This window comes from Azospirillum agricola (assembly GCF_020005195.1).
GTDB lineage: Bacteria > Pseudomonadota > Alphaproteobacteria > Azospirillales > Azospirillaceae > Azospirillum > Azospirillum agricola.
In genome coordinates, this window is sequence record NZ_JAIFZR010000005.1 from 2,192,345 (window position 1) to 2,216,732 (window position 24,388).

General features: G+C 68.5%; 23 protein-coding genes. 16 read left to right on the forward strand and 7 right to left on the reverse strand.

The features are described 5' to 3' along the window. The first annotated feature begins 163 nt into the window (after positions 1-163). The 3 genes from JN22_RS25370 to JN22_RS25380 are packed head-to-tail and all read left to right on the forward strand — an operon-like array spanning position 164 to position 2,201. On the forward strand, positions 164-715 hold the full coding sequence (locus tag JN22_RS25370; RefSeq protein ID WP_085556531.1) for a SiaB family protein kinase: 552 nt from the start codon (positions 164-166) through the stop codon (positions 713-715). A gap of 29 nt (positions 716-744) precedes the next feature. Next, the gene (locus tag JN22_RS25375; protein WP_085556532.1) at positions 745-1,143 is read left to right on the forward strand and encodes a DUF1987 domain-containing protein; all 399 of its coding nucleotides are present in this window, start codon (positions 745-747) and stop codon (positions 1,141-1,143) included. Continuing rightward, positions 1,140-2,201, forward strand: coding sequence for a sensor histidine kinase (locus JN22_RS25380; RefSeq protein WP_085556533.1), 1,062 nt, complete (start codon positions 1,140-1,142; stop codon positions 2,199-2,201). The genes JN22_RS25375 and JN22_RS25380 overlap by 4 nt, the downstream gene beginning before the upstream one ends. A gap of 15 nt (positions 2,202-2,216) precedes the next feature. On the opposite strand, the gene JN22_RS25385 is transcribed toward JN22_RS25380, so the two are convergent. From JN22_RS25385 to ftsH, 5 genes are all read right to left on the reverse strand, one after another. Continuing rightward, positions 2,217-2,972, reverse strand: coding sequence for a response regulator transcription factor (locus JN22_RS25385; protein WP_085556534.1), 756 nt, complete (start codon positions 2,970-2,972; stop codon positions 2,217-2,219). 165 nt (positions 2,973-3,137) lie between these two features. Then, on the reverse strand, positions 3,138-4,733 hold the full coding sequence (locus JN22_RS25390) for a SpoIIE family protein phosphatase (protein ID WP_085557347.1): 1,596 nt from the start codon (positions 4,731-4,733) through the stop codon (positions 3,138-3,140). Further along, on the reverse strand, positions 4,730-5,515 hold the full coding sequence (locus tag JN22_RS25395; RefSeq protein ID WP_085556535.1) for a substrate-binding periplasmic protein: 786 nt from the start codon (positions 5,513-5,515) through the stop codon (positions 4,730-4,732). The genes JN22_RS25390 and JN22_RS25395 overlap by 4 nt, the downstream gene beginning before the upstream one ends. A gap of 111 nt (positions 5,516-5,626) precedes the next feature. Beyond that, positions 5,627-6,241, reverse strand: a complete 615-nt coding sequence (locus JN22_RS25400) for a helix-turn-helix domain-containing protein (RefSeq protein WP_085556536.1) — start codon at positions 6,239-6,241, stop codon at positions 5,627-5,629. Positions 6,242-6,402: 161 nt separating this feature from the next. Next, entirely contained in the window at positions 6,403-8,205 is a 1,803-nt protein-coding gene (gene ftsH / locus JN22_RS25405) for an ATP-dependent zinc metalloprotease FtsH (RefSeq protein ID WP_085556537.1), read from the reverse strand. A gap of 257 nt (positions 8,206-8,462) precedes the next feature. Between ftsH and JN22_RS25410 the strand changes: the two genes are divergently transcribed. From JN22_RS25410 to JN22_RS25425, 4 genes are all read left to right on the forward strand, one after another. Next, positions 8,463-9,287, forward strand: coding sequence for an ABC transporter ATP-binding protein (locus JN22_RS25410; protein ID WP_085556538.1), 825 nt, complete (start codon positions 8,463-8,465; stop codon positions 9,285-9,287). Between the two features lie 7 nt (positions 9,288-9,294). After that, positions 9,295-10,098 (forward strand): ABC transporter permease, encoded by an 804-nt coding sequence (locus tag JN22_RS25415; RefSeq protein ID WP_085556539.1) that lies wholly within the window; start codon positions 9,295-9,297, stop codon positions 10,096-10,098. Between the two features lie 29 nt (positions 10,099-10,127). Continuing rightward, positions 10,128-11,156 (forward strand): ABC transporter substrate-binding protein, encoded by a 1,029-nt coding sequence (locus tag JN22_RS25420; protein WP_085556540.1) that lies wholly within the window; start codon positions 10,128-10,130, stop codon positions 11,154-11,156. Between the two features lie 135 nt (positions 11,157-11,291). Next, complete coding sequence (locus JN22_RS25425) at positions 11,292-11,729, forward strand: ArsC/Spx/MgsR family protein (protein ID WP_085556541.1); 438 nt, start codon at positions 11,292-11,294, stop codon at positions 11,727-11,729. Positions 11,730-11,866: 137 nt separating this feature from the next. On the opposite strand, the gene JN22_RS25430 is transcribed toward JN22_RS25425, so the two are convergent. Together JN22_RS25430 and JN22_RS25435 are read right to left on the reverse strand one after the other, a co-directional pair. After that, positions 11,867-12,541 carry an exopolysaccharide biosynthesis protein gene (locus JN22_RS25430; protein WP_223677881.1) on the reverse strand — a complete coding sequence of 225 codons (675 nt, stop codon included), beginning with the start codon at positions 12,539-12,541 and terminating at the stop codon, positions 11,867-11,869. After that, a complete protein-coding gene (locus tag JN22_RS25435; RefSeq protein ID WP_085556542.1) occupies positions 12,538-14,433 on the reverse strand; it encodes an ABC-F family ATP-binding cassette domain-containing protein in 1,896 nt (631 codons plus the stop codon). The genes JN22_RS25430 and JN22_RS25435 overlap by 4 nt, the downstream gene beginning before the upstream one ends. Before the next feature lie 206 nt (positions 14,434-14,639). Between JN22_RS25435 and ndk the strand changes: the two genes are divergently transcribed. From ndk to JN22_RS25480, 9 genes are all read left to right on the forward strand, one after another. Beyond that, a complete protein-coding gene (ndk, locus tag JN22_RS25440; protein ID WP_085556543.1) occupies positions 14,640-15,062 on the forward strand; it encodes a nucleoside-diphosphate kinase in 423 nt (140 codons plus the stop codon). A gap of 176 nt (positions 15,063-15,238) precedes the next feature. Further along, entirely contained in the window at positions 15,239-15,742 is a 504-nt protein-coding gene (locus JN22_RS25445; RefSeq protein ID WP_085556544.1) for a hypothetical protein, read from the forward strand. Positions 15,743-15,932: 190 nt separating this feature from the next. Continuing rightward, the gene (locus JN22_RS25450) at positions 15,933-18,509 is read left to right on the forward strand and encodes a hybrid sensor histidine kinase/response regulator (RefSeq protein ID WP_085556545.1); all 2,577 of its coding nucleotides are present in this window, start codon (positions 15,933-15,935) and stop codon (positions 18,507-18,509) included. A 51-nt stretch (positions 18,510-18,560) separates the two neighbouring features. Continuing rightward, entirely contained in the window at positions 18,561-20,447 is a 1,887-nt protein-coding gene (locus JN22_RS25455) for a response regulator (protein WP_085556546.1), read from the forward strand. A 211-nt stretch (positions 20,448-20,658) separates the two neighbouring features. Further along, entirely contained in the window at positions 20,659-21,318 is a 660-nt protein-coding gene (locus tag JN22_RS25460) for a hypothetical protein (protein ID WP_143268419.1), read from the forward strand. A 603-nt stretch (positions 21,319-21,921) separates the two neighbouring features. After that, positions 21,922-22,260, forward strand: coding sequence for a hypothetical protein (locus tag JN22_RS25465; RefSeq protein WP_143268420.1), 339 nt, complete (start codon positions 21,922-21,924; stop codon positions 22,258-22,260). Further along, positions 22,260-22,721 carry a phage baseplate assembly protein V gene (locus tag JN22_RS25470; protein ID WP_085556549.1) on the forward strand — a complete coding sequence of 154 codons (462 nt, stop codon included), beginning with the start codon at positions 22,260-22,262 and terminating at the stop codon, positions 22,719-22,721. The genes JN22_RS25465 and JN22_RS25470 overlap by 1 nt, the downstream gene beginning before the upstream one ends. Positions 22,722-22,735: 14 nt before the next feature. Next, positions 22,736-23,815: a DUF6402 family protein gene (locus JN22_RS25475; RefSeq protein ID WP_143268422.1), complete on the forward strand. Its 1,080-nt coding sequence runs from the start codon at positions 22,736-22,738 to the stop codon at positions 23,813-23,815. Further along, the gene (locus JN22_RS25480) at positions 23,812-24,363 is read left to right on the forward strand and encodes a hypothetical protein (RefSeq protein ID WP_143268423.1); all 552 of its coding nucleotides are present in this window, start codon (positions 23,812-23,814) and stop codon (positions 24,361-24,363) included. Before JN22_RS25475 ends, JN22_RS25480 begins: the two co-directional genes overlap by 4 nt. Positions 24,364-24,388 lie beyond the last annotated feature (25 nt).

Genomic DNA, 24,388 nt, shown 5'->3' on the forward strand with positions numbered 1-24,388 from the left:
GCCGGTTCGGTCGCCGCGGTGCGGTATTATTGGGGTATGGTCCTTTGCCGGGGAAGGTGAGATAGTCCCGATTGCGCCCCGCGGTTGTCCGGCGGCGCCCGGCCGACCGCGGCGTCGCGCGCGCCCGACCCGGCGTGGACTTCGGTTTGGAAAGCGAAAGCCGATGCTTGCCCAGCAATACGCCGCCATCAAACGCGACCTCGACGGCAAGGGAATCATCTTCTCCTTCAGCGGCTACCTGTCCGAAGGGATCCTCTATTCGCTGGGCGAGGCCCTGCGCGAGAAGATGACCATCGAAGAGGCCGACGGGCCGACCGTGCGCCGGGTCTTCTCCGTCTTCGTCGAGCAGATGCAGAACATCATCCGCTATTCGGCCGAGAAGGTGACGGGTGCCAGTTCCCGTTCGGTGGAGTTGAGCGCCGGGATGGTCACCATCGGCATGGAGCGGGGCAAGGTCTTCATCGTCTGCGGCAACACGGTGCTGAACGCCGACGTACCGCGCCTGAAGGAGCGGCTGGACCATCTGCGCGGCCTCGACCGCGAGGGCATCAAGAGCTATTACCGCGAGCAGCTTCGCGAGGAGCCGGAGGACGGCAGCCGGGGCGCGACCATCGGCCTGATCGAGATCGCGCGGCGGGCCAGCGAACCCATCGATTACGATTTCGACCCCATGGACGGCGAGCGGAGCTTCTTCTGCCTCAAGGTCCGCATCTGAAGACCGCAGCGGGATACGGGCGAACCTCCATGGACATTCTGAGCATCGCCGCCACCGGACGCACACCGGGCGTGGCGTTCGACTTTCCGGCCGGACAGTTACGACTGACCGGGGAATCCTATCCCGACGACGTCGCGACCTTCTTCGGCCCGATCTTCACCGCGCTGCGCGACTATCTGGCGGTGCCCGGCGACACGCCGATCCGCTTCGACATGGAGCTGCTGTATTTCAACAGCTCCAGCGCCAAGGCGCTGATGAACATCCTCCAGATGCTGGAGGCGGTGGCGAAGGCCGGTCGGCCGGTCGCCGTTGTCTGGTCCCATGAGGAAGGCGATGAATCGATGCGCGAGCTTGGCGAGGATTTCGCCGAGGATCTGCGCCATGTCGCCTTTTCCCTGCGGGAAGTGCCGATCGGCGAAATCGGATGAGCTTCAACCTCTTCGCCGCCGAGGAACAGGCCGTCGAGCAGGCCCGCGCCCTGGGGGAGAGGCTGAAGGAGGTCGCGCCGGACTGCGTGGCCGGGTTCGAGGCGCTGATCGAGTCGTTCCAGCGCAGCATCCGTGAGCAGCGCCGCCTGCTGCGGGTCAGCGACCGGCTGCAAGCCCAGCTCGGCACCGCCAACCAGGAACTGGAGCGCCGCCGGCAGGAGGCCGAAACCGCGCTGGTCGAATTGCGCGAGGCTCAGAGGGCCATGCTGCAAGCGGAAAAGCTGGCCTCGCTCGGCGCGCTTGTCGCCGGGGTGGCGCATGAGATCAACACGCCGGTCGGCATCGCGGTGTCCTGCGCCTCCCATCTGGCCGACGCCACTGTCCGCCTGAAGGCGATGAGTGAGAGCGGCGGGATCAGCCGCGGCGACTTTTCCCGCTACCTCGCCACGGCGGCCGACACCAGCGACCTGATTCTCGCCAACTGCCAGCGGGCGGCGCAGCTCATCGCCGGCTTCAAGCAGGTCGCGGTCGACCGGGCGAGTTCGGAGCGCCGCCGGATCACTCTCGGCTCCTACATCCACGAGACCTTGGTCAGCCTCCAGCCGAAGCTGCGTCCGGCCGGGCACGGCGTGTCGGTGTCCTGCCCGGCCGACCTGGAACTGGACAGCTATCCGGGGGCGCTGTCGCAGATTTTGGCGAATCTGGTGATGAACGCGCTGACCCACGCCTTCGCCGAGGGGCGGTCGGGGGGCATGGCGATCGAGGTCGCGCCGGCCGAAGGCGACATGGTCCGCCTGACCTTCCGCGACGACGGCCGGGGAATGACGGACGAGCACCGGAACCGCGTCTTCGAGCCCTTCTTCACCACGCGCCGCGGGCAGGGCGGCAGCGGGCTCGGTCTGCACATCGTTCACAATCTGGTGGTCGGGGTGCTCAAGGGAAGCATCACGGTGGACAGCGCCCCGGATCGCGGCACGGCCTTCACCCTGCTGTTCCCCCGCTGCACCCCGGACGATCCGGCCCCGCCGGCGGAAGCGCCGGTGAATCCGCCCGCTTAGGATCCCCGCGTGGGATCAGGGGCCGCCCAGCACACGGATGGGGGCGGAAAAGACATAGCCGACGCCGTGCACCGATTTCAGCGGCGCCGTGCCGCCGATGGCGCCCTCGACCTTGTGGCGCAGACGGCCGACGACCGTGTCGATGGAACGGTCCTCGGGATTCCAGCGCCGGCTGTAGAGGGCCTGCGAAATCTGGTCGCGCGTCGCCGGCTTGCGCGCTTGACCGGCCAGCAGGCTGGTCAGCTTCATTTCCATGCTGGTCAGGCTGATGCGGGCGCCGGCCGGGCTGGTCAGCGACCATTCGGTCGGGTCGAGCGTCCAGCGCGCCTCGTCGCCGCCGTCCGCTCCCTGCGTCTCGGCGGAGGCCGCGGGCGGCAGTGGCGAGGGCGTCTCGGCGGCGCGTTCGCTGAGGCGCCGCAGCAGGGACTTGACCTGCGCCTCGAGCTCGCGCAGTTCCACCGGCTTGACCAGATAGGCGTCGGCGCCGATCTCCAGCCCGACCACACGGTCGACTGTGGAACTGCGCGCCGTCACCATGATGATGCCGGCCCCCTGGGTGTCGCGCAGCCGCGCCGCGATCTTGAATCCGTCCTCGTCGGGCAGGTTGACGTCGAGGATGACGACCGAGGCCGTGCGCTCGCCCAGGATCCGGTCCAGTTCGGCGCCACTGCGGGCACCGACGGCGTCGAACCCGCAATTGGCAAGGTACTCGATCATATCGGATCGCAGGGAGTTCTCGTCCTCGACAACCACAATCGTCGGTGCCGCCATGCTTTCCGCCCCTTCCGTCACCCGACCGGGTTGAACATATCGCATAATGTATAAAATTAAAAATAAATCCGAACGACGAAGAGTTCGCTACAAACCGTCGCATTTCGTGTCATATCGATAACATATTCCCGCACCTGTCCGAGGGAAGATTTTCGGGTCGCGGCATCAAGCCGCGTGGCGTGCCCCGCTGTCCGCCGAATGGCGGGTGCCGCCGCTCAGGCGCGGACGGAAGCCGAACAGCGTGATGTCGTCGCGCTGCGACCGCCCGGCCTGATGCCGGTCCAGGCTGTGCTCCAGTTCGGCCCGCAACTGGTCGAGCGGCTGGCCTCCCATGCGCTCCAGGGCTTCGCGCAGCCGCTTTCTGCCGAAGCTGCGGCCCCGCTCGCCGCCGTCCTGGTCGGTCAGCCCGTCGGTGCCCAGGCAAAAGGTCTGGCCGGGAAGCAACGCCATGCCATGATTTGTGAAGCGGACCTCGGGGGCGCCGGCCTCGCGCCGGTAACCCAGGCTGTGACGGTCGCCCCGCAGTTCGCCGACGCCTTCGGCGGTGACGATCAGCAGCGGGATGCGGGCACCGGCGAAGGTCAGCCGGCGCCGCGCCGGATCGACGTGGCAGAGCGCCAGATCGAGGCCGTTGTCGAACTGCTCGGCCAGGCTGCGCGCGAGGCCGTCCTGGTGCAGGGCGGCGCGGACCTTGCGGTCGACCACCGACAGCACGGCGGCCGGATCGCGGCCTCCCATCTGGTCGAGGGCGTTGTCGAGCATGGCGCTGGCGGTCATCGTCATGAAGGCGCCGGGGACGCCGTGGCCGGTGCAGTCGGCGACCGCGACGACGAAGCCGTCCGCCACCGCGCGGCACAGGTAGAAATCGCCGCTCACCACGTCGCGCGGGCGCCACAGCACGAAATGCTCGGTCAGGGCGGCGGCCAGCGTGTCGGCGTTCGGCAGGATCGAGGACTGGATGAGGTGCGCGTAGTTGATGCTGTCCATGATGGCGCGGTTGGTGGCGGCCAGCGCCTCGGTCCGCTCCTCCACGCGGCTTTCCAGGGTGCGGGTGTGGTCCTGGACGGTCTCGGCCATGCGGTTGAAGCTGTCGGCCAGCAGGCCGATCTCGTCGGCCCGGTCGGTCGCCATGCGGGCGCCGTAGTCGCCGCGCGCCATTGCGCGGGACAGCTGGGTCAGGCGGCGCAGCGGCCCCAGGACGATGCGGTTCAGCGTGATCCCCAGCACGGCGACGGCGCCGAGCAGCGACAGCAGCAGCAGCCCGACCACCGGAACCAGCGCGTCGATCGTCGCCTGCACCACCTCCGCCGCCGAATAGACGACGGTCAGATGGCCGACCGTTTCGGTGCGGCCCTCGCGGTTGCGCAGGATGATGGGGCGGTCGACGGTCACCCGCTCGGCGCCGTCGTCCGAGCCGGCCCGCGGGGCGGCGTCGGCCCTGGCGAGCGGCGCCTCGCGGTTGATCTCGTGCACGGCGATGGCGCGGATGGCCGGGTCGCGGGCCAGCAGCGCGTCGATCATGACCTGGGCGGCGCGGTCGTCCAGCTCCCACACCGGGCCGCTCAGCGCGTCGGCCTGGGTCGCGGCGACCAGTTCGGCGCGGCGCAGCAGATCCTGGTGGCGCTGGCCCTCGATGATGCGTTCCGACAGGCCGACGGCGACGACCCCGACCGTCACCGTGGTCACGAGGATCACCACCCCGACGCGGGCAAGCAGCGAGCCGCCCCGCCAGACGGACGCCTTGTGGAAACTGTCGCTCACGGCGTGATCCCGTTCCGGGTCCACAGGGCGCCCAGGCGTCCGTCGGCCTCCAGCCGGTCGAGCAGGGCGTTCAGCGCCTCCACCGTCACCGGACCGCCGCGCCGGACCAGGATGGTGTGCTCATAGATCTGGTCGGTGCGCTCGGACACCAGGATGCGTCTGGCGAGATCCGGCTCGCCCTTCAGGAACTGGTTCAGGAAGGACCGGGTGACGATGGCGAAGGTGGCGCGGCCGGCGACGACGTTGCGGACGTTGCCCTCGTGGGTGACGGTGACCCGCGTGTGATGGCGCTGCTCCAGAGTCTTCGGATCGGAGTCGAAGTTGGCGAAGGCGTAATGGTAGCCGAGCCGCCCGAGGATCGTCTTGCCCTCCAGGCTGTCGAAGATCGACTGGTCGATGCCGGGACCGGCCTTGGCGACGAACACCTCGGCGTCGCGCAGGAAGACGCGGGTGGCGTCGACCGGGCGCCCCTTCCAGCCCCAGGCGAGGCTTTCGAAGGCGATGGCGTCGAAGCGGCCCTGCTCCAGATCCTCGTAGCGCCGCTGCGGCGAGGTCGGCACCAGTTCGAAGCGCCAGTCGTCCTGGGCGGCGTTCAGCAGGTCGAGCAGATCGCGCGTGAGGCTGGGGCCCGAATCGGTGACGTAGGGGGGGAACTCGTAGGCGCCAACCTTGACCAGCGTGGCGGCTTGGGCCGGATGGGCAATCAAGGCGGGCATCACCGACAGAAGCGCTGCCGAAAACACCGCCGACAGCGCGACCCTGCGGGCGACGAACCCCGTCATGCTGCCCCTCTCGCGATGGATTGTCTTTTGTTCCTTTCACTCTAGCCCGGCATTGCCGCGGGTCGCAACGAAACAGAGACTTGTGCGGAGTGGGATGGAGTGGGGCATGGTTCAGGCGAACAGCGGTTCGACGTAGCTCATGACCAGATACAGCACCGCCTCGCGGTCGCCGGGGTTGCGGTAGGCATGGGGAGCGTCGGCCTCGAACAGGATGGAATCGCCGGTGTCCAACCTGTGTTCACCGTCGGCGGTGACGATCTCGACCGATCCGGAGGCGACGGTGATGTTCTCGGCCGTGCCGGCGGCGTGCGCCTCCGCCTCCTCGACCGTGCCGGGGGCGAGGCGCAGCTCATAGAACTCCACGCGCCGCTCCCCTTCGAAGGGAAACAAGGCCCGGGAGGTGAAGCCACCGTCCTGGGACGCCAGGACTTTCGACTCGGAGCGGCGCAGCACGGTGGTGCCGCTGGCCGGCCCGGCGCTGAACAGGCTGGAGAAGGGAATCTCCAGCGCGTGGCTCACCTTCCACAGCAGCGCGATGGTCGGCACGCCGCCGCCCTGCTCGATGGCGTCCAGTTCGGCGCGTCCGACCCCCGACAGGGCGGCCAGCCGCTCCACCGACAGGCCCTGGCCGAGGCGGAAGCGGCGCAGGTTGACGGCCAGGGAGCGGGACAGCGCCTCGCCCCCGTCCGCCGGCGGCTGCGGTGGCTGTGGCGTGGTGGCGGTCATCGCTGAAAACTCCAATTTCCAAGTGTTTATTGTCAGTATATCCCATTAACAATATAGGAAATAAAAAACGGCGCAACGATGCCGGAGAGGAATTCCGGGCAGCGCTGCGCCGTATGGGTGACCGTCCGCGACGGACGGAGGGAAAGGGGGAAGCCGGGGCGTCACGCCGCCTCGGTCGCGCGCTCCTCGGTGATTTGCTCCGCCAGATCCATCAGTTCGGGGCCGCTCAGCGTCTCGCGCTCCAGCAACGCCTGGGCGATGCGGTCGAGCGCCGCGCGGTCGGCGCGCAGCATCCGGCGGGCCTGCTCCATGCCTTCGTCGGTGATGCGGCGGATTTCCTCGTCGATGCGCCACGCGGTGCGCTCGGAGCGGACCGCCGCCGGGTCGTTGCCGGCGTGGGCGACGAAGCCGATGGCGTCGCTCATCCCCCAGGAGGCGACCATGCGGCGGGCGAGGTCGGTCGCGGCGCGGAAATCGGCCTCGGCGCCGGTGGTGACGCGGTCGGCGCCGAAGACGATCTCCTCCGCGGCGCGGCCGGCCATGGCGACGGCGATGTCGGTCAGCAGCTTGGCGCGCGACACCGACACCCGGTCGCCTTCCGGCAGGCGGACGACCATGCCGAGCGCGCGGCCGCGCGGAATGATGGTCGCCTTGTGGATCGGGTCGGCGTCGGAACAGCGCAGCGACACCAGCGCGTGGCCGGCCTCGTGGAAGGCGGTCAGGCGCCGCTCCTGCTCGGACAGGGCGAGGCTGCGGCGCTCGGTGCCCATCAGCACGCGGTCCTTGGCGGCCTCGAAATCGGCCATGGTGATGGTGACGCGGCCCTGGCGGGCGGCGGACAGCGCCGCCTCGTTGGTCAGGTTGGCCAGTTCGGCGCCGGAGAAGCCCGGCACGCCGCGCGCCACGGTGCGGGCGCAGACGTCGGGCGCCAGGGTGAGGCGGCCGGTGTGGGAGCCGAGGATGGCCTCGCGCCCGGCGAGGTCGGGCAGCGAGACGTGGATGTGACGGTCGAAGCGGCCGGGGCGGGTGATGGCGGGATCGAGCATTTCGGCCCGGTTGGTGGCGGCGATCACCACCACGTCGCCCTCGCCGACGATGCCGTCCATCTCGACCAGAAGCTGGTTCAGCGTCTGCTCGCGCTCGGAGTGCGAGTTGGATTCGCCGCGCTTGCCGGCCAGCGCGTCGATCTCGTCGATGAACAGCAGGCAGGGGGCGGCGGCGCGGGCGGTCTTGAACAGGTTGCGGACGCGGGCCGCACCCAGCCCGACGAACATCTCGACGAAATCCGACCCCGAGGCGGCGAAGAAGGGCACGCCCGCCTCGCCGGCCGCGGCCTTCGCCAGCATCGTCTTGCCGGTGCCGGGGGGGCCGACCAGCAGGATGCCCTTCGGCACCCGCGCGCCGGCCATGGCGAAGCGGCGCGGATCCTTGAGGAATTCCACCGTCTCGCGCAGCTCCTCCTTGGCCTCGTCGACGCCGGCGACGTCCTTGAAGGCCGTCCTGGTGTCCTGCGGACGGATGCGGGTGGCGCGGCCCATGCCGAAGAACTGCCCGCCGCCCAGCGCCAGCCCGGCCACCAGCAGGCCCAGCACCAGGAAGGGGGCGGCGCGGTCGAGCACGCCCATGGTCTGCGGCACCAGCCCGCCGGGGCCGTCGTCGAAGGTGATGGCGACCTTGCGCTCGCGCAGCTCCTTCAGCAGGTCGTCGGTGACCGGCATGACGACGCGGTACTGCGTGCCGTCGGCGGCGACCGCGAGTCCGGTTCCCGCCCCCCCGGCTCCGGCGCCAAGGGTGATCGAGGCGATGTCGCCGCGCCCGGCCATGTCGATCAGCGCGCTGTAGGTCGCCGGCCGCTCGTCGCGCTGCCCGGCGTAGTCGCTCCAGGCGGCGAAGCCGAACCACGCGGCGAAGAGGGAGACCAGGGCGGCGAGGACCGCCATCAGGCGTTTCGGCATCGGGGGCATGGCGGTTCCGCGCTCTGAAAGGGAAGGGGATGGCTTTCGGCCTATGCCATTGATGAGGGAGCCGCTTGCCGCCCCGCAACCGATATCGGCCGGAGTCCCTTCTTTGTCGCCGCCCCGCCTTCCGCGCTTGCGGATTGTACGTAGTCCGGATCGTATTGCTCCTCAGCAGAGCTTCGGCCAGTATGGCGGGCCGCAGGCGGACGGACATGATGCCGACACGAACGAACCCCGCAACGACGAACAGGGACGACACGCCGATGCCCGAGGCCGCCGTAATGGCGCCCGCCCTCTCGCTGGAGGGCGTGACCTGCAGCTTCCCATCCCCCGACGGCCGGGGTCAGGCCTACACGGCGGTGCGCGACGCCAGCTTCACGGTGGCGGACGGCGAGTTCGTCTCCATCGTCGGGCCGACCGGCAGCGGCAAATCCACCCTGCTGAACGTCGCCGCCGGGCTGCTGCGCCCCAGCGCCGGGCGGGCCCTGTCCTTCGGCGCCCCGGTGACGGGGATCAATCCCAAGGCCGGCTATATGTTCCAGGCCGAGGCGCTGATGCCCTGGAAATCGGCGCTGGAGAACGTCGCCGCCGGGCTGGAGTTCCGCGGTGTCGCCAAGCGCGAGGCGCTCGACCGCGCCCGCCCCTGGCTGGCCCGCGTCGGGCTGGACGGCTTCGGCGACCGTTACCCGCACCAGCTGTCCGGCGGCATGCGCAAGCGGGTGGCGCTGGCCCAGACGCTGATCGTCGATCCGAAGATCGTGCTGATGGACGAGCCCTTCTCGGCGCTCGACATCCAGACCCGGCAGATGATGGAGAACGAGCTTCTCGATCTGTGGGCGTCCGACCGCAAGTCGGTGGTCTTCATCACCCACGACCTGGAGGAGGCCATCGCCATGTCCGACCGCGTGCTGGTGCTGTCGGCCGGGCCGGGGGCGCGGCTGATCGGCGAGTACCGGATCGACCTCGACCGCCCGCGCGACGTCGCGGAGATCCGCATGACCCCGCGCTTCCTGCAACTGCACCAGGAGATCTGGAACCAGCTGCGCGACGAGGTGCTGAAGGGCTACGCCCAGACCAAGCTGCGGTGACGACACCATGAGATCCCACGCCAAACGCCTGCCCAGCCGTCCGGTCATCCTGCTGCTGCAAATCTGCGTTCTGATCGGCTTCTTCGGGCTGTGGCACGTGCTGACCGTCAGCACCAACCTGCTGAGCCCCTTCTTCTTCGGCACGCCGGGGGCGGTGCTGGAGCGGACCTTCAAGGACTTCGCCTCCGGGGTGATCTGGTACCATCTGGGCATCACGCTGCTGGAGACGGCGCTGGCCTTCGTCATCGGCACGGTGGCCGGCATCGCCTTCGGCTTCTGGTTCGCCCGCGCGCCGTTGGTCTCGGTCGTCTTCGACCCCTACATCAAGGCGGTGAACGCGCTGCCCCGCGTCGTGCTGGCGCCGATCTTCGCGCTGTGGCTGGGGCTCGGCATCTGGTCGAAGGTGGCGCTCGGCGTCACGCTGGTCTTCTTCATCGTCTTCTTCAACGTCTACCAGGGCGTGAAGGAGGTCAGCCCGGTGGTGCTCGCCAACGCCCGCATGCTGAGGGCGAACTCGCGCCATCTGTTCCGCCACGTCTATCTGCCCTCGGCCTTGTCCTGGGTCTTCTCGTCGCTGCACACCGCCGTCGGCTTCGCCATGGTCGGGGCGGTGGTCGGCGAGTATCTCGGCTCGGCCGCCGGGCTCGGCTACCGCATCCACCAGGCGGAAGGCGTGTTCGACACGGTCGGCGTCTTTTCCGGCATGCTGGTGCTGACCATCTTCGTCGTCGCCATCGACGCGGCCGTCACCGCCATCGAGAAACGCCTGCTGCACTGGCGCCCTCAGGAGGCGCAGACGACGCAGACCTGAACAAGAAAAGCGGGAGGAAGGAAGAGACCATGAAGACGTTGAAGACCCTGATCGCTGTGGCGGCCGTCGCCCTGACGCTGGGGGCCGCCGGATCGGCCGCCGCCCAGGCGCTGGAGAAGAAGGACATCAAGATCGCCGTCGGTGGCAAGCCGCTGCTCTATTACCTGCCGCTGACGCTGGCGGAGCGGCTCGGCTACTTCAAGGAGGCCGGGATCAGCGTCGAGATCAGCGATTTCGGCGGCGGCGCCAAGAGCCTCCAGGCGCTGATCGGCGGCTCGGCCGATGTGGTGACCGGGGCCTACGACCACACGGTGCAGATGCAGGCCAAGGGCCAGCCGATCGTCGGCGTCACCCAGCTCGGCCGCTACCCCGGCATCGTGCTCGCCTACGTCAAGAAGAACGGCGCGATCACGTCGGTCAAGGATCTGAAGGGCAAGAAGGTCGGCGTCACCGCCCCCGGCTCCTCGACCAACTTCATGATCAACTACCTGCTGGCCAAGGAGGGCATGAAGCCGGAGGACGTGTCGATCATCGGCGTCGGCGGCGGCCCCAGCGCGGTCGCGGCGGTCAAGCGCGGCGAGATCGACGCCATCGTCAACCTCGATCCCGTCATCAGCCAGTCGGAATCGGACGGCGACATCGTCGTCATGGCCGACACCCGCACCGAGAAGGGCACGCTCGACGTCTATGGCGGTCCGTACCCGGCGGCGGTGCTCTACACCACCCCGGCCTTCATCCAGGCCAACCCGAAGACCACCCAGGCGCTGGCCGACATCTTCGTCAAGACGATGCTGTGGCTGAACAAGGCCAGCACCGAGGAGGTGCTGAAGGTGCTGCCGGAGGAATATTTCCTCGGAAACAAGACGCTCTACGCCCAGGCCTTCGAGCATTCCAAGCCGACCTACTCGCCGGACGGCCGCTTCACCCAGGACGGCGCCGAGGCGGCGTTGAAGGTGCTGAAGGCGTTCGACCCGGCGGTGGCCTCGGCAACCATCGACCTGTCCAAGACCTACACCAACCAGTATGTCGAGGACGCGCTGAAGCGGTTGGCCAAGTAAGTCACGCCAAATAACCTTACAAAAAATGTGGGCGTGGCCTTGTGCCACGCCCTTTTTGATGGCAGGCTTCCGGTGGATCGGACGGAAATGGTCCTGATTGACGACCATGACCCACCACGACGCGGAGCGCATTCCATGGCTGACGTGATTTTCTACGGCCTCGCCGACTGCCCGGCGAACGCCAAGCAGAAGCAGCAGTTGCTCGCCGCCGGGCACAGCCTGACCGAGCGCGATCTGGCGACCGCCCCCCTCACCGCGGCGGAACTGCGCGCCTTCTTCGGCGACAAGGAGCCGGACCAGTGGTTCAACCGCCGCGCCGCGGCGATCAAGAGCGGGGCCGTCAAGCCGGCCGCCCTCGACGAGGCCGGGGCGCTGGCCGCCCTGCTGGCCGACCGCGATCTGATCCGCCGCCCGCTGATCCAATCGGGCGAGCGGCGGGAAGCCGGCTTCGACCCGAACACGCTGCACGCCTGGATCGGCCTGACCTCGGCGGAAAGCTGCGACGACAAGCACGCGCGCGGCCAGTGCGACCACGGCCACCAGCATTTCGTGAAGCCGCCCGTCGCGGCGTGAGGGGTGCGGCTCAGCCGCGCCGATACTCCCACACGGAGGCCGGCGGCAGGTTCGGCGGGGTGAAGCCGACACGATCGCCGGCCAGCCCCAGCGCCGCCCGCTTCGGCCCGGTGCGGAAGACCGGAACCGCCAGTCCCTTACGGCGTTGCTGCCAGAAGTTGGTGACCGGCGTATGACAGGCTGCTGGCGACCAGGAAGAAAAACACCAGCGCCGCGACGCTCAGCCCCAGCCCGACGCCGATGGCGCGGCCGTCGCGCTCGATCAGCCCCAGTGAGATCAGCACCAGCGCGAAGCCCGGCAGCCAGCCGGTCAGCGGCAGCGGCACGATGCAGGTCAGCGTCAGGATGAACAGCAGCAGCCCGAACCAGCGCTCGCCGTCGATGTGGGCCAGCCGGTGGGCGCGCGGCTTCAGCATCCGCTCGATCCACAGCAGCCGGGGCATCGCCGCGTCGAGCGTCCGTCCGGCCAGCGAACGGCCGACCGACCGCTTGAGCAGCCAGTCGGGCAGGCGGGCGCCGTGCCGCCCGAAGGCGAGTTGCGCCGTGTAGAGCATGATCGGCAGATCGAACAGGCAGGACACGCCGAGCGGCACCGGCGCGATGGTCGGCAGCGCCAGCGCCAGCAGGATGGTGCCGAGCGAGCGGTCGCCCAGCGCCCGGATCAGGTCGCCCAGCGAGACGCGGCCCTCCGGCAGGTTGGCGCGGAACTTGGCGATGACGTCGGAGGTGCGCTCCTCGGCATGGTCATGGATCGACGAATCGACCGGCGAATCCGCCAGCACCACGCCGTCCGCGTGCGAGCGGCCGGTCAAGCGCCGGCCTCCGCCGCGGCACTCTCGTAGGCTTCCAGCGCCTCCAGCCACGTCTCCTCGGCGCTCGCCAGCTTCTTCTCGATCACGCCGAGGTCGATCTGGAGCTTGGTCAGCTTCTCGGCCGGGCCGGTGTAGAGCGCCGGATCGGCCATCTTGACCTCGATCCTGCGCTTTTCCTCGGACAGCTTGTTGACCAGCGCCTCGGCGTCGGTCGCCTTGCGCTTGAGCGGGGCGAGCGCGGTCCGCGCCTCGGCGGCGGCGCGGCGCTGGTCCTTCTTGTTCGGCCCGGCGTCGCGGTCGGACGCGCCCTTGGCGACCGCCCGCTCGGCCTTGGCGCGGTCGAGCAGGAAGCGGCGGTAGTCGTCGAGGTCGCCGTCATAGGCCTGCACCGTGCCGTTGGCGACCAGCAGCAGCCGGTCCACCGTCAGCTCGATCAGGTGGGGGTCGTGGCTGATGATGATGACGGCGCCGGGGAAATCGTTGATCGCCTCGATCAGAGCCTCGCGGCTGTCGATGTCGAGGTGGTTGGTCGGCTCGTCGAGCATCAGGATGTGCGGGACTTCCCGGCTCATCAGCGCCAGCAGCAACCGTGCCTTCTCGCCGCCCGACAGGCTGCCGATCTTGGTCTCCGCCTTGGCCTGCGGGAAGCCGAAGCGGCCGAGATGGGCGCGCACCTTCTCCTCCAGCGCCAGCGGCATGATGCGCTGGGTCTGCTGGATCGGCGTCAGCGACAGGTCCAGCTCCTCCGACTGGTGCTGGGCGAAATAGCCGATGCGCAGCTTGGATGGACGGCGCATCTCGCCGGCCATCGGCTGCAGGCGGCCGGCCAGCAGCTTGACCAGCGTCGACTTGCCGTTGCCGTTGGCGCCCAGCAGGCCGATGCGGTCCTCCATGTCGATGCGCAGGTCGACGCGGCGCAGGATGGTCTTGTCGCCGTAGCCGATGCTCACCCCCTCCAGCGCGATCAGCGGCGGCGCCAGCTCGTCGGGGTGGGGGAAGTTGAAGACGACCTCGGCGTCGTCCTCCATCAGCGTGACCGTCTCCATCTTCTCCAGCAGCTTCAGGCGGCTCTGCGCCTGACGGGCCTTGCTGGCCTTGAAGCGGAAGCGGTCGACGTAGGCCATCATGTGCTTGCGGCGCGCCTCCTGCTTGGCGGCCATCGACTGGAGCCGCTCGGCGTTGGCGCGGCGCTGGCGCAGGAACTGGTCGTAGTTGCCGGAGTAGGTGACCAGCTTGCCGTTGTCGATGTGGATCGTCGTCGTCGGCACCGCGTTCAGCAGCTCGCGGTCGTGGCTGACCAGCAGGATGGTGTGCGGGTAGTTCTTGAGATACCCCTCCAGCCAGATCGTCGCCTCCAGATCCAGGTGGTTGGTCGGTTCGTCGAGCAGCAGAAGGTCGGGGCGCGAGAACAGCACGCCGGCCAGCGCCACGCGCATCCGCCAGCCGCCGGAGAAGTCCGAGCAGGGGCGCTGCTGCGCGTCCGCGTCGAAGCCCAGGCCGGAGAGGACCTGCGCCGCGCGGGCCGGCGCGGAATGCGCCTCGATGTCGGCCAGCCGGTTGTGGATCTCGCCGATGCGCATCGGGTCGGTCGCCGTCTCCGCCTCGGCCAGCAGGGCGGTGCGCTCGACGTCGGCGGCGAGCACGGCGTCGATCAGCGTGGTCGGGCCGCTTGGGGCCTCCTGCGCGACCATGCCCATCCGCATTCCGGCCGGCAGGGACACCGCCCCGTCGTCGGTCTGGAGCTGCCCGGAGATCACCTTCAGCAAGGTGGATTTGCCGGTGCCGTTGCGCCCGACGAGGGCGACGCGATGGCCCTTGGAGACGACCGCGGTGGCGTGGTCGAACAGGACGCGGCCGCCGAAGCGGAAGGTCAGATCGTTGATGTGCAGCATGACGGCGAGGATGTAGCACGGGCACCCCCGGATTTGAAGACGCCGAAGGCGCGCGGCCCTTTCTTGACATTGCGGTGACGGCTGTCGGAACGGGGTTGCCGCGCCGTGAAAGCGCCTCTATAAAGCCGCGCAATCGGCGCCCCGCACCAACGGTCGGCGCCTACAGGCTTTTCACCACCAAGCTTTTCATCGCAGGAGTTCCCGCCATGGCCGTTGAACGCACTCTCTCGATCATCAAGCCCGACGCCACCCGCCGCAACCTGACCGGCAAGATCAACGCCAAGTTCGAGGACGGCGGCCTGCGCATCGTGGCCCAGAAGCGTCTGCAACTGTCGAAGGCCCAGGCCGAGCAGTTCTACGGCGTGCATCGCGAGCGTGGCTTCTTCAACGACCTCGTCTCCTTCATGATCTCCGGCCCGGTGGTCGTGCAGGTCCTGGAAGGCGAGAACGCCATCGCCCGCAACCGCGAGATCATGGGCGCCACCAACCCGGCCAACGCCGCCGAGGGCACCATCCGCAAGGAGTTCGCCGAGTCCATCGAGGCGAACTCGGTCCACGGTTCGGACGCGCCGGAGACGGCCGCCCAGGAGATCGCCTACTTCTTCTCGGGCACCGAGATCGTCGGCTGATTTCAGACCGATCCGAGACATTCGGGCTCCGGCCCGGACTTTTCGAGAAGGACCGCCCCGAAAGGGCGGTCCTTTTGCGTTTTCTGGACAGAAGGCGCAATCTCGCGTATTCGGAAATTCCATCATTCCACGCGGATCCGGTCGTTGGTCCGGGTGATTTCTCAGGAGTTGGCGCGATGGACCCCATCCCCACCAAGCCCATCATCGCAGCCCTTCTGGAGCCGTTGCCCCCCCTGAAGCAGGGCCGCAACGATCTGGCCGACGAGTCCATCGTCCGCCTGCTGGTGCGCGGCTTCATCGACCAGAGCCTCGCCGCCTTCCAGGAGGTGCTGCACGGCCGGCTGGGCGAGGACGAGGCGATCGACGGCATCAACCGGCAGGCCACGGCACTGAACAGCGTCTTTCTCGGCACCAGCGGCCTGGACAGCGTCGTCACCCACCCCTGGAATTCGCCGGACCAGCTCGGCGCCTTCCTTCAGGATGTGGTGGCGCTGGAGTATCCGGAGGACGACTGCGTCCGCGCCATGCTGATCCATCTGGCGACCCAGCTCATGCACGCGCTGCGCCTTCCCGACGAGGAGCGCAACGAGGAGGTCGAGGCGCTGACGCTCGATGCCGCCGATCTTCTGCTCGGCCGCGCACCCGAAGAGGATGACGGCTTCGACATCGACGGCGAGTGAGACGCCGGCAACGGCCCGGCATGACGCGAACAAGTCGTGTTTCGCACACGCCAAGTCGATGCCGGCCGCTCGTCTCGTAAAAATCAGAAATTTTTTCTGCGAAACTTGATGTTAACGGCTTCCTTCTAAGACAAGTGGGGTCCGGTGGAGCGTCACCGGCCGACTGCCCTCTTGGCCCGACGGAGGTCCCGTGGACGTTGCAGACGCCGCCGAACCGATCCGCAATACGGTCAGCGACCCGGCAAGCCCCGCATCGGGCCACCGGGCCGCGTTGCCGGAGGTGTTGGCCGCCCTGACCGGCGCCGGAACGGCTCTGGCGCTGCTGGTCCAGGGCGGGGCGGTGAACGCGCCGGCCGTCGGCGCGCTGTCCGTCATGACCGGGTTCGCCCTGTGGAGCGCCCGCCGTGTCCTCGCGAGCAGCGCCGCCCTGCGGCGATCTGCCGCGGATCGGCGAACCGTCGCCGCTGCCCTGGCCGCGTCCCGCCGCCGCGCCCGCGACTTCGCCGAATCCTCGTCCGACTGGTTCTGGGAAACCGGGCCGGACCATCGCTATGTCTATGTTTCCGATCGGTTGGCCAGGATCCTCGGCCGCGATCCCCGCACGGTGTTCGGCGAAACGCTGCTCGACCTTGCCCGGCTGGTCGAGGATGCCGCCACCTGGGCCGAATATGAGGCCGACATCGCCGCCGGGCGCGCCTTCCGCGAGCTGGAGATCAACATCGACGACCCCAGCGGGCGCAGCTTCTTCCTGCGGATCAGCGCCGTTCCGGTGCTGGGGCCCGACGGGCGTTTCATCGGCTATCGCGGCTGCGGCGTCGACGTCACCGCGGAGACGCTGGCGCTGGTCGACGCCCGCTTCATGCAGACGGTGGTCCACGACGCGGTCGACAGCGTTTCCGAGGGTTTCGTCCTGTTCAGCGCCGACGGCCGGCTGCTGATCTGCAACGAGCGCTACCGTCAGGCCTATCCCAACATCGCCGACCTGCTGGTTCCCGGTGTCACCTTCGCCGAGATCCTGCGCGCGGCGGCCGAGCGCGGCGGCTGCGAGGACGGCGACGTCGGCGACTGGGTGGAGCAGCGGCTGAAGCGCCACCTCGATCATTCCGCCCCGGTGGACGGCCTGCTGTCCGACGGCCGCTGGTACCGCATCAGCGAGCACGCGACCGGCACCGGCGGCGTCGTCAAGATCCTGATGGACATCACCGAGCTGAAGACCCGCGAGGAGGAGTTGGCCGGCCAGACCTCGCGGTTGGAGCGCACCGTCTCGGCGCTCCAGGAGAGCGAGCGGCGCTACCGCCAGCTCGTCGAACTCGCCCCCTACGGCATCGTCATCTGGGACCGCGCGGCGATCCGTTTCGCCAACGGCGCCGCCGCCGAGATCCTCGGGGTCGAGGCCGGCGGGCTGGAAGGCAGGCCGCTCGCCGGCTTCCTGGAGGACGGCCACGCGCTGGAGGCCCGTCTCGCCGTGGCCGCCGAGGGCAGGGGGCAGCATCTGGAATGCGAGGCCATCCGCCCGTCCGGCGAGCGCCGCTTCCTGGAGGTCGGTGCCTCGCCGGCCGTCTACCGGCGCGAGCCGGCGGCCCTGCTGGTGCTGAACGACGTCACCGACCGCCGCCGGGTCGAGGGCGAGTTGCAGCGCGCCCAGAAGATGGAGGCGGTCGGCCGCATGGCCGGCGGCATCGCCCACGAGTTCAACAACATGCTGACCGCCATCGGCGGCTTCGCCCGTCTGGCGGAGCGCAACCCCGGCGACGCGGCGCGCGTGCTGACCTGCGTGCAGGAGATCGCCAAGGCGTCGGAGCGCGCGGCCGCCTTGACCGGCCAGCTTCTCGACTTCTCGCATCGCCGGGTGTCGGACGAGCGCGAGGTGGTCGGCGTCGCCCAACTGCTGCGCGACCTGCGGGTGTTCCTCAAGCCGTTGATCAGCGCCGGCATCGACGTCTCCATCGAGATCGGCGACGAGGGCGCCCACACGCTGGTCAACCCGGTCACGCTGAACCAGGCCCTGCTGAACCTTGCGCTGAACGCGCGCGACGCCATGCCCGACGGCGGCGCCCTGACCATCGCGCTGACGGTGGAGACGCCCGACGCCGCCTTCTTCACCCGCCATGGCGGTCTGTCCGTCGGGCGCTACATCGTCATCCGTGTCGCCGACCAGGGCTGCGGCGTGCCGGAGGCGATCCGCGACCGGGTGTGGGAACCCTTTTTCACCACCAAGGAGCCCGGCAAGGGCACCGGGCTCGGGCTGTGGATGGTCTACGGCACCGCGCAGCAGGCCGGCGGCGTCGTGGAGATGGAGAGCGAGGAGGGGCAGGGCACCGTCTTCTCCCTTTATCTGCCGGCCACCGCCCCGCCGGTGCCGGTTCCCGGCCTGGAATCCCTGCGCATGGCCGAGGGCGAGAGCGCGGCGATCCTGCTGGTCGACGACGAGGAGTCCGTCCGCACCTATCTGCGGTTGGCGCTGGAGGAGGCCGGCTGCGTGGTGACCGAGGCCGCCGACGGCATCGAGGCGCTGGAGCGCTACGACGAGGCCGGCGGCCTGTTCGACGCGGTGGTCAGCGACGTGTCGATGCCGCGCATGAACGGCCCGGACCTCGGCCGCGCGCTGGAGGAGCGTAACCCTGACTTGCGCATCCTCTTCCTGACCGGTTATGCCTCGAAGGAGACGGCGGCGGGGCTGACGGCGCAGACCGGACGCACCATCGTCATGAAGCCGGTGACGCCGGAGCGTCTGCTCCAAGCGCTGCGTGACCTGCTGGCCAACTGACCGCGCCCAACAAGAACAAACCAGAACGATTGCCACGGGGAGTGGACGCGCATGGCGTCGGAGAATGCCGCAACCGAAGGTGTGGAGAGCGAGGCGGCGCTCGAAACCGCGGATTGCCGCGATCCGGCGGATTTTTACACCGCCGTGGCGCGTGACAGCGTCGGCCGCTTCTGCCGCCGCTTTCTCGACGAGAACGCCCTGACCGCGACGGAACTGCTGCACAACAACCGCCACCAGAACGCGCTGTCCAACACCGCGACCTTCGTCGCCATCCTGACCCAGGCCGAGCGGACGATGGAGCGCAAGGGGGCGCTCACTCCGCTGGTGAACGAGATCGCCCGCCTGACCCGTGAGCGCGCCAAGGAAAATCCGCCGCCCGACCTGACGCCGGAAACCTACGCCGGCGTCGCCGCCGGATTGCTGGCGGGGGGTGGGTTCCTCGGGCGTTTCCTGCTGGACGCGGCGCTGTCCCAGCACATCGTCACCGGCCGCAGCTTCGCCGACAAGGCGAAGGCGCTGCTGGCGCTGGCGTCCGCCCCCGATATCGCCGAGCAGCATCCCGAAACGCTGGCCCCGATCGAGCGGCTTCTCGGCGAGATCCTGCGCAGCGACGCCGGCACCGCGTCTTGCGCGCAGGACGCGCCCTTCGCCGATTTGATCGGGCTGATCGTGACCCTGGTGGCGGGCGACCGGGCCCTGCCCGACACCGCCCCGCCGGTGTTCCGCGAGCTGGACGCGCTTATGCGGCGCACGCCGATGCCGGCCCTGCGCGACAGCCTGATGGTCGCCTTCCGGCGCGAGATGGGCAAGCCGGCCTGCTTCACGATCGCCAGCGCCGGCGACATGTTCGGCATCGAGGCGGTGCAGCGGGAGATCATGGCGCTGAGCGAGCTGTCCGGCCGCCTGCGCGACGCCGAGGGCGCCTATCACGGCGGCGCCAAGACCGAGGCGGCGTTGCAGCGCCGCACCGCGATCCTGGTGAACGAGGACACCGTCCCGGAGATCACCAAGGGCCGCAACTTCGTGCAGAAGCTGCGCATCCTGTTCGTGTTGCAGAAGATGCCGCTGTCACCCACCGCCGCGCGGGCGGTCAACGACTATCTGCGGAGCTTCTTCGACAGCCGTGACTTCGCCGGCCGGCTGCTCGACTGCTGGAAGGAACGGGCGGACAAGTTGAAGGGGCTGGCGGAGGTGCAGAAGATGGTGCTGGCCAGCGCTTTCTCCGAGGAGGATCGCGACTGCATCGCCGGGCAGGTGGACGACATCCAGAACGCCTTCCTGCGCACCCAGCGGGTCCTCGCCCCCCTGGTGCAGACCAAGGAGGACCCGTCGCCCGAGGCGGTGCTGGAGATCGTCCGGCTGGCCGGCGACGGAGCCTTCTGCACCGGCAAGAGCCGGATGGCGGTGGCCCGCGTCCTCTACCGCCAGACCCACCGCCCACGCTTCGTCCGCGGCTTCCTGCTGAACGCGCCGACCCCGCGGGAGAGGCTGGCGCGGGTGGGCTGGCTGCGGCAATCGCTGGCGATGGTCGGGGTTCCCTTCATCGACCTGGGGAGCCAGCGCGTGCTGGCGGTGGATGACGAGGAGGGGCCGCGCAAGCTCGTCGCCTCGGTCCTGCGTGATCTCGGCATCGGCCGGGTCGACATGGCGGCCGACGGACAGGAGGCGCTGGAGCGTCTGGCCGCCAACAAGGCCGAGTATGACCTGATCATCTGCGACTGGATGATGCCGCGCCTGAACGGGCTGGATCTGCTGAAGCATGTCCGCGAGATGCGGACCGATCTGCCCTTCCTGATGGTGACGGCGCTGGCCACCCTGGAGGCTGTGAAGCGGGCGCTCGCCCATCAGGTCAGCGGCTACATCGCCAAACCCTTCACGCCGGACCAGTTGGAGGAGAAGGTCTTCCTGGTCCTGGCGCAGAAGGGAATGACGGAGTGAGGCCGGCGGTGCTCCGGTTCCGTGGTGGGCACCGCCTTTCCTGATCTCCGCGCGGCCGGCCCGAGCCTCCGAACCCGGCTGCGCGGGTTGTTCCGTCGTGGCGCGGCGTCCTGAACGTTGAGCGCTCGGGGAAAATTCAAGATTTCATGACGGCGATCCTTCCATAGGTATAAATTCATGCCGTGAAACGGCATGACATGGAGGCAGCGTCATGGGCAAACGGAGCGGCAAGCCTGCGCAGCGAAAGGACGCCGCGAATCCGCGAGCGACGATTCCGCCCGCCGTGGAGGAAGCCTTGCAGACCACGACACCGGAACGGCTGAGGCAGTCCCTTCACGTGGTGGAGGTCCGGGACGGGGAGGGCCGCGGCCGCCAGCCGTCCCTGGGGGTTCGGATGCTGGACGCGACGCCGCTGGACGCCTATCGGCGGCGGGGGGTGGTGGACGAGCGCCAGCACGAGGCCGGCGTGTGGCTGGCCCGCTGCTTCCGGCGGGCGGTGCTCCAACCATCGATGATCGCGGTCTACGGCGAGAGGATGGGCGGCGGGGGCGGCGCGGACCCGATGCTGGATGGGCGGAACACGTTGTGGAATTTTCTCCTGGCCAGCGGGCTGGCCGTGAGAGGGGGCGGGGCCGAAGTGGCCAAGGCCGATGCGCGGGTGCGTGAAGCGCTTCCGGGGGCTCGCTCCCCGCTGGTCGTCACCCCCTTGGGACATGTGGCGCTTTCCGTCTGCGGGCTGGAGGAATGGGCCGGCGGCACCCGCAACCTGAACAAGCTGCGCTCCGCCCTGGACAAAGTGGCGGATCACCTTCGGATCGGCCACGGAAGCCCCGCCGTCGGCACGGTCCCCGCCGCCAAGCCGGCGTTCTGAGCGAGCGGAGACGGAACGGCCGCAGGGCGTGATTCCACGAGCGTCGCGCATCATCGGCAACCCCTTGTTTCAACAGGCAATTAGGAATAAATACGCAAAACCTATTGATCGATGTGCATGTTTTCCGATACGGTTTCGCTACCGTGGCAATCGGTGTCGCTGAGCGGCAATCAACCTGGAAGCGCCGCCCGGTGCGCGGGCTTCGATGAATCGGCTGGACCGTGGCGGTTCGACCTCCCTGCGTTGTCGCTTCGGATCGTGAGGCGTTCCTGATCCGAAGCCGGCGTCCCTAAGGCCCGCAGCGCGGGCCGGTCGTCCGCCCAATTCGGCGTCAAACGCATCAACCGAGCCTCTTCCCGAGAGAGGCGTCAGAATGAGGTGGTCACGATGCACCCCAAGACCGCGATCCGGCACGCCCTGGTCGACCATCTGCGGGATCCGCTGTCCGGCTCCCCGCCATCGAATCACCGGACCGCCGCCCAGGGCAGGGTGTTTCCGAACCGCGTCCCCGCATCGACCCCCTTTCCCTGCCTTGCCGTTCGCACGGAGGGGGACAAGCGGGATCCGAGCCATCCAGTGAACGCGGACGGCCCGGTTCGACGCTTGCTCACCATCCTGGTGGAGGGAACGGTCGCCGGGGGGGACGCCGAAGACGACTTGGACGCCCTGTGCCTTGAGGTCGAGGACGCCTTGCGGGCCGACCCGACGCTGGGCGGCCGGCTGGAGAAATTCCACTGGGAGGAAACGGCGGTCGCCGGTGGCGAGGGAGGGACGATGGTGGCCAGGATGAGCTTCTCGGCGGCCTATTATTCCCATCCGCCATCGGAGGACGGCCCGTTTCCTCCCCGCCATGTCTATGGCTCCTGGGAACCGAACACCGGGCCGCCGCATCTGCCCGATTACCGCGAGATCGCGGACGGCCGTCCACCGGAGATGGTGTGATGGCGGACCCCGTGGAAACCGAGCGCCGGCTGTCCAACGTGGTTCACTACGGCACCGTTGAGGAGGCGGACTACACCAAGGCGCGTTTGCGGATCCGCATCGGCGAGAACGTCACCACCTGGATTCCATGGGCCGCCAGCCGGGCCGGCGGGGATCGCTCGTGGCATCCGCCGGAGGTCGGCGAACAAATTCTGCTGGTGGCGCCCGGTGGCGACCTGAACCAGGCCTGCGTGCTGGGCTCCGTCTACCAGACCAAGCATGGGGCGCCGGCCGACAAGGCCACCGTCACCCGCACCGTGTGGAAGGACGGGGCGACGCTGGAATACGACCGCGAAACCCACGCCTACGCGCTGGACGTGCCGGTCGGCGGCACCATCGAACTGCGCTGCGGCGCGTCCTCACTGCGCATCGGCAACGACGGAATCGTGCTGAAAGCTCCCCGCATCGATTTGAATCCATAAGGGAATCCCCGGAAATGCCGAATGTCTGCCGTCTGGGGGATGAGTGCACCGGGCATGGATGCTGGCCGCCCCGGCCGAACGCAGGGGCGAGCGGCGATGTGTTCGTGAACGGCCGGGGCGCCCATCGCGTCGGCGACGCCTGGGCGGCGCACACCTGCCCGGAAAAGCCCGACACCCACGCGGGAGTCCAGGCGACGGGGGCGGCGGCGGTGCATGTGAACGGCCGCCGATTGGCGCGCGTCGGCGACGCGGTGTCCTGCGGTTCGGCGGTTGCCGGCGGGTCGTCCGACGTCGTCTGTGGCGACAACGCGCCGCAGCCGCTTCCTCCGCCTCGCCGCGATCCGGAGGGCGAGGCGTGCAGCGTGGAAATCGTCCCGCCCATCATGCGCAACAAGGGATGGCCGGTTGCCGCGGCGCTGCTGGAGCGCTGGTTCGCCGGCCCCGCCAACGACAAGGCGTTGGATGGTGAGCCGGACACCTCCACGGTGCCGCTGGATTGGGTGCTGTCCTTCCCCCGCGCCAGGATTCACTATGACCGGCTCCTGGGGCGGTCGGGCGGGGCGCCGGCATGGCTCACCACCGCCGCAATGTCTCTTTTGCAGGAGCGGTTGGTGGAGAACGGGGTGTGGGACGGCGGGGCGTTCAACCCCTTCGCCGTCCCACTGCCCGAGGCGCATCGGCGCTGGTATGTGCAGACCCATAGGGTCGAGACCGCCTGGTATCAGGATGCGATTTCCGAGATCGACGAGTTGGACGCGGCGCTCCACAATTTCGCCTTCCACCTGTTTCCGGTGGGGAAGGTGAGCGTCCTCGACAACAGGATCCGATCGGTGGTGATCGATGGCGTCGGCGTGTACATGCGGGACAATTTCGATTTCGGCGGCGGTTGGAACATCCCTGGCCTTCCCGATCTGGGGTCTTGGGGATTGCCGGATCGTGTCTCGAAGTCGCCTCTTTCCGGTCTGTGCCCGATAACCAACGAGATGTTCCGCGGCTGGCGCCGCCGTCACGGACGCGGGCATGATTATCTCGTATTCTCCGACGTGCGATACGTCGCGGAAGTTTCTCCTGTCAGGGTGCTGTACGATCCATGACACCGATGCTGGAATGGATCGGCCACATCATCGCCAACGGAATGCCGCTGCCGCTCGCCCTGTCGGCCGCCCTGTGCATCGTCTTCGGGTGGGGAAGGGAGTGGGACGAGCGTGCCCGCCACCGGTCTTGGTTGTCGGCGGCCCAGGTGACGGCACTGTCGATGGCGGCAAGCCCTTTGGTCTCGATGTTTCTGTTCACGTCCTTGCCCTGGATATTGCGGAATCTCGCAATCTGGACTTTTCTAAAACCACTTACGGAAATATTCATTGTCGTATACGCGCCTTTATTGACCTATTTCATCCTATTGACCTTGCCTATTCATGGAATGTTGCACGATATGCATGTGGGGACGCATGTCTACTGCTCGATGCGTGACTGCGGATTTTTGACGGATTGGCGCCGCAGTTACAGTTTCAACGAATGGGCGGTCATCACCGAAACCGTGCGCCTGTTCGCCGCCTATGCTCTGCAAACCCTTCTGTCCTTCCTGCTGATCCGCGCCGCTTTGGCGGTGCGTGCGCGTCGCTCCCGGCCGGAGCGGCCGTAACCAGCGCGTTCTCTCCCTTTCCCTG

Bases quoted from the DNA above. Each gene is read 5' to 3' on its own strand.
- JN22_RS25410 (WP_085556538.1), top strand. From the start codon at position 8,463: ATGCCCGAGGCCGCCGTAATGGCGCCCGCCCTCTCGCTGGAGGGCGTG.
- JN22_RS25480 (WP_143268423.1), top strand. From the start codon at position 23,812: ATGACACCGATGCTGGAATGGATCGGCCACATCATCGCCAACGGAATG.
- JN22_RS25420 (WP_085556540.1), top strand. From the start codon at position 10,128: ATGAAGACGTTGAAGACCCTGATCGCTGTGGCGGCCGTCGCCCTGACG.
- JN22_RS25375 (WP_085556532.1), top strand. From the start codon at position 745: ATGGACATTCTGAGCATCGCCGCCACCGGACGCACACCGGGCGTGGCG.
- JN22_RS25425 (WP_085556541.1), top strand. From the start codon at position 11,292: ATGGCTGACGTGATTTTCTACGGCCTCGCCGACTGCCCGGCGAACGCC.
- ftsH (WP_085556537.1), bottom strand. From the start codon at position 8,205: ATGCCCCCGATGCCGAAACGCCTGATGGCGGTCCTCGCCGCCCTGGTC.
- JN22_RS25400 (WP_085556536.1), bottom strand. From the start codon at position 6,241: ATGACCGCCACCACGCCACAGCCACCGCAGCCGCCGGCGGACGGGGGC.
- JN22_RS25385 (WP_085556534.1), bottom strand. From the start codon at position 2,972: ATGGCGGCACCGACGATTGTGGTTGTCGAGGACGAGAACTCCCTGCGA.
- JN22_RS25435 (WP_085556542.1), bottom strand. From the start codon at position 14,433: ATGCTGCACATCAACGATCTGACCTTCCGCTTCGGCGGCCGCGTCCTG.
- JN22_RS25380 (WP_085556533.1), top strand. From the start codon at position 1,140: ATGAGCTTCAACCTCTTCGCCGCCGAGGAACAGGCCGTCGAGCAGGCC.
- JN22_RS25370 (WP_085556531.1), top strand. From the start codon at position 164: ATGCTTGCCCAGCAATACGCCGCCATCAAACGCGACCTCGACGGCAAG.
- JN22_RS25395 (WP_085556535.1), bottom strand. From the start codon at position 5,515: ATGACGGGGTTCGTCGCCCGCAGGGTCGCGCTGTCGGCGGTGTTTTCG.
- JN22_RS25445 (WP_085556544.1), top strand. From the start codon at position 15,239: ATGGACCCCATCCCCACCAAGCCCATCATCGCAGCCCTTCTGGAGCCG.
- JN22_RS25415 (WP_085556539.1), top strand. From the start codon at position 9,295: ATGAGATCCCACGCCAAACGCCTGCCCAGCCGTCCGGTCATCCTGCTG.
- JN22_RS25455 (WP_085556546.1), top strand. From the start codon at position 18,561: ATGGCGTCGGAGAATGCCGCAACCGAAGGTGTGGAGAGCGAGGCGGCG.
- JN22_RS25475 (WP_143268422.1), top strand. From the start codon at position 22,736: ATGCCGAATGTCTGCCGTCTGGGGGATGAGTGCACCGGGCATGGATGC.
- ndk (WP_085556543.1), top strand. From the start codon at position 14,640: ATGGCCGTTGAACGCACTCTCTCGATCATCAAGCCCGACGCCACCCGC.
- JN22_RS25460 (WP_143268419.1), top strand. From the start codon at position 20,659: ATGGGCAAACGGAGCGGCAAGCCTGCGCAGCGAAAGGACGCCGCGAAT.
- JN22_RS25470 (WP_085556549.1), top strand. From the start codon at position 22,260: ATGGCGGACCCCGTGGAAACCGAGCGCCGGCTGTCCAACGTGGTTCAC.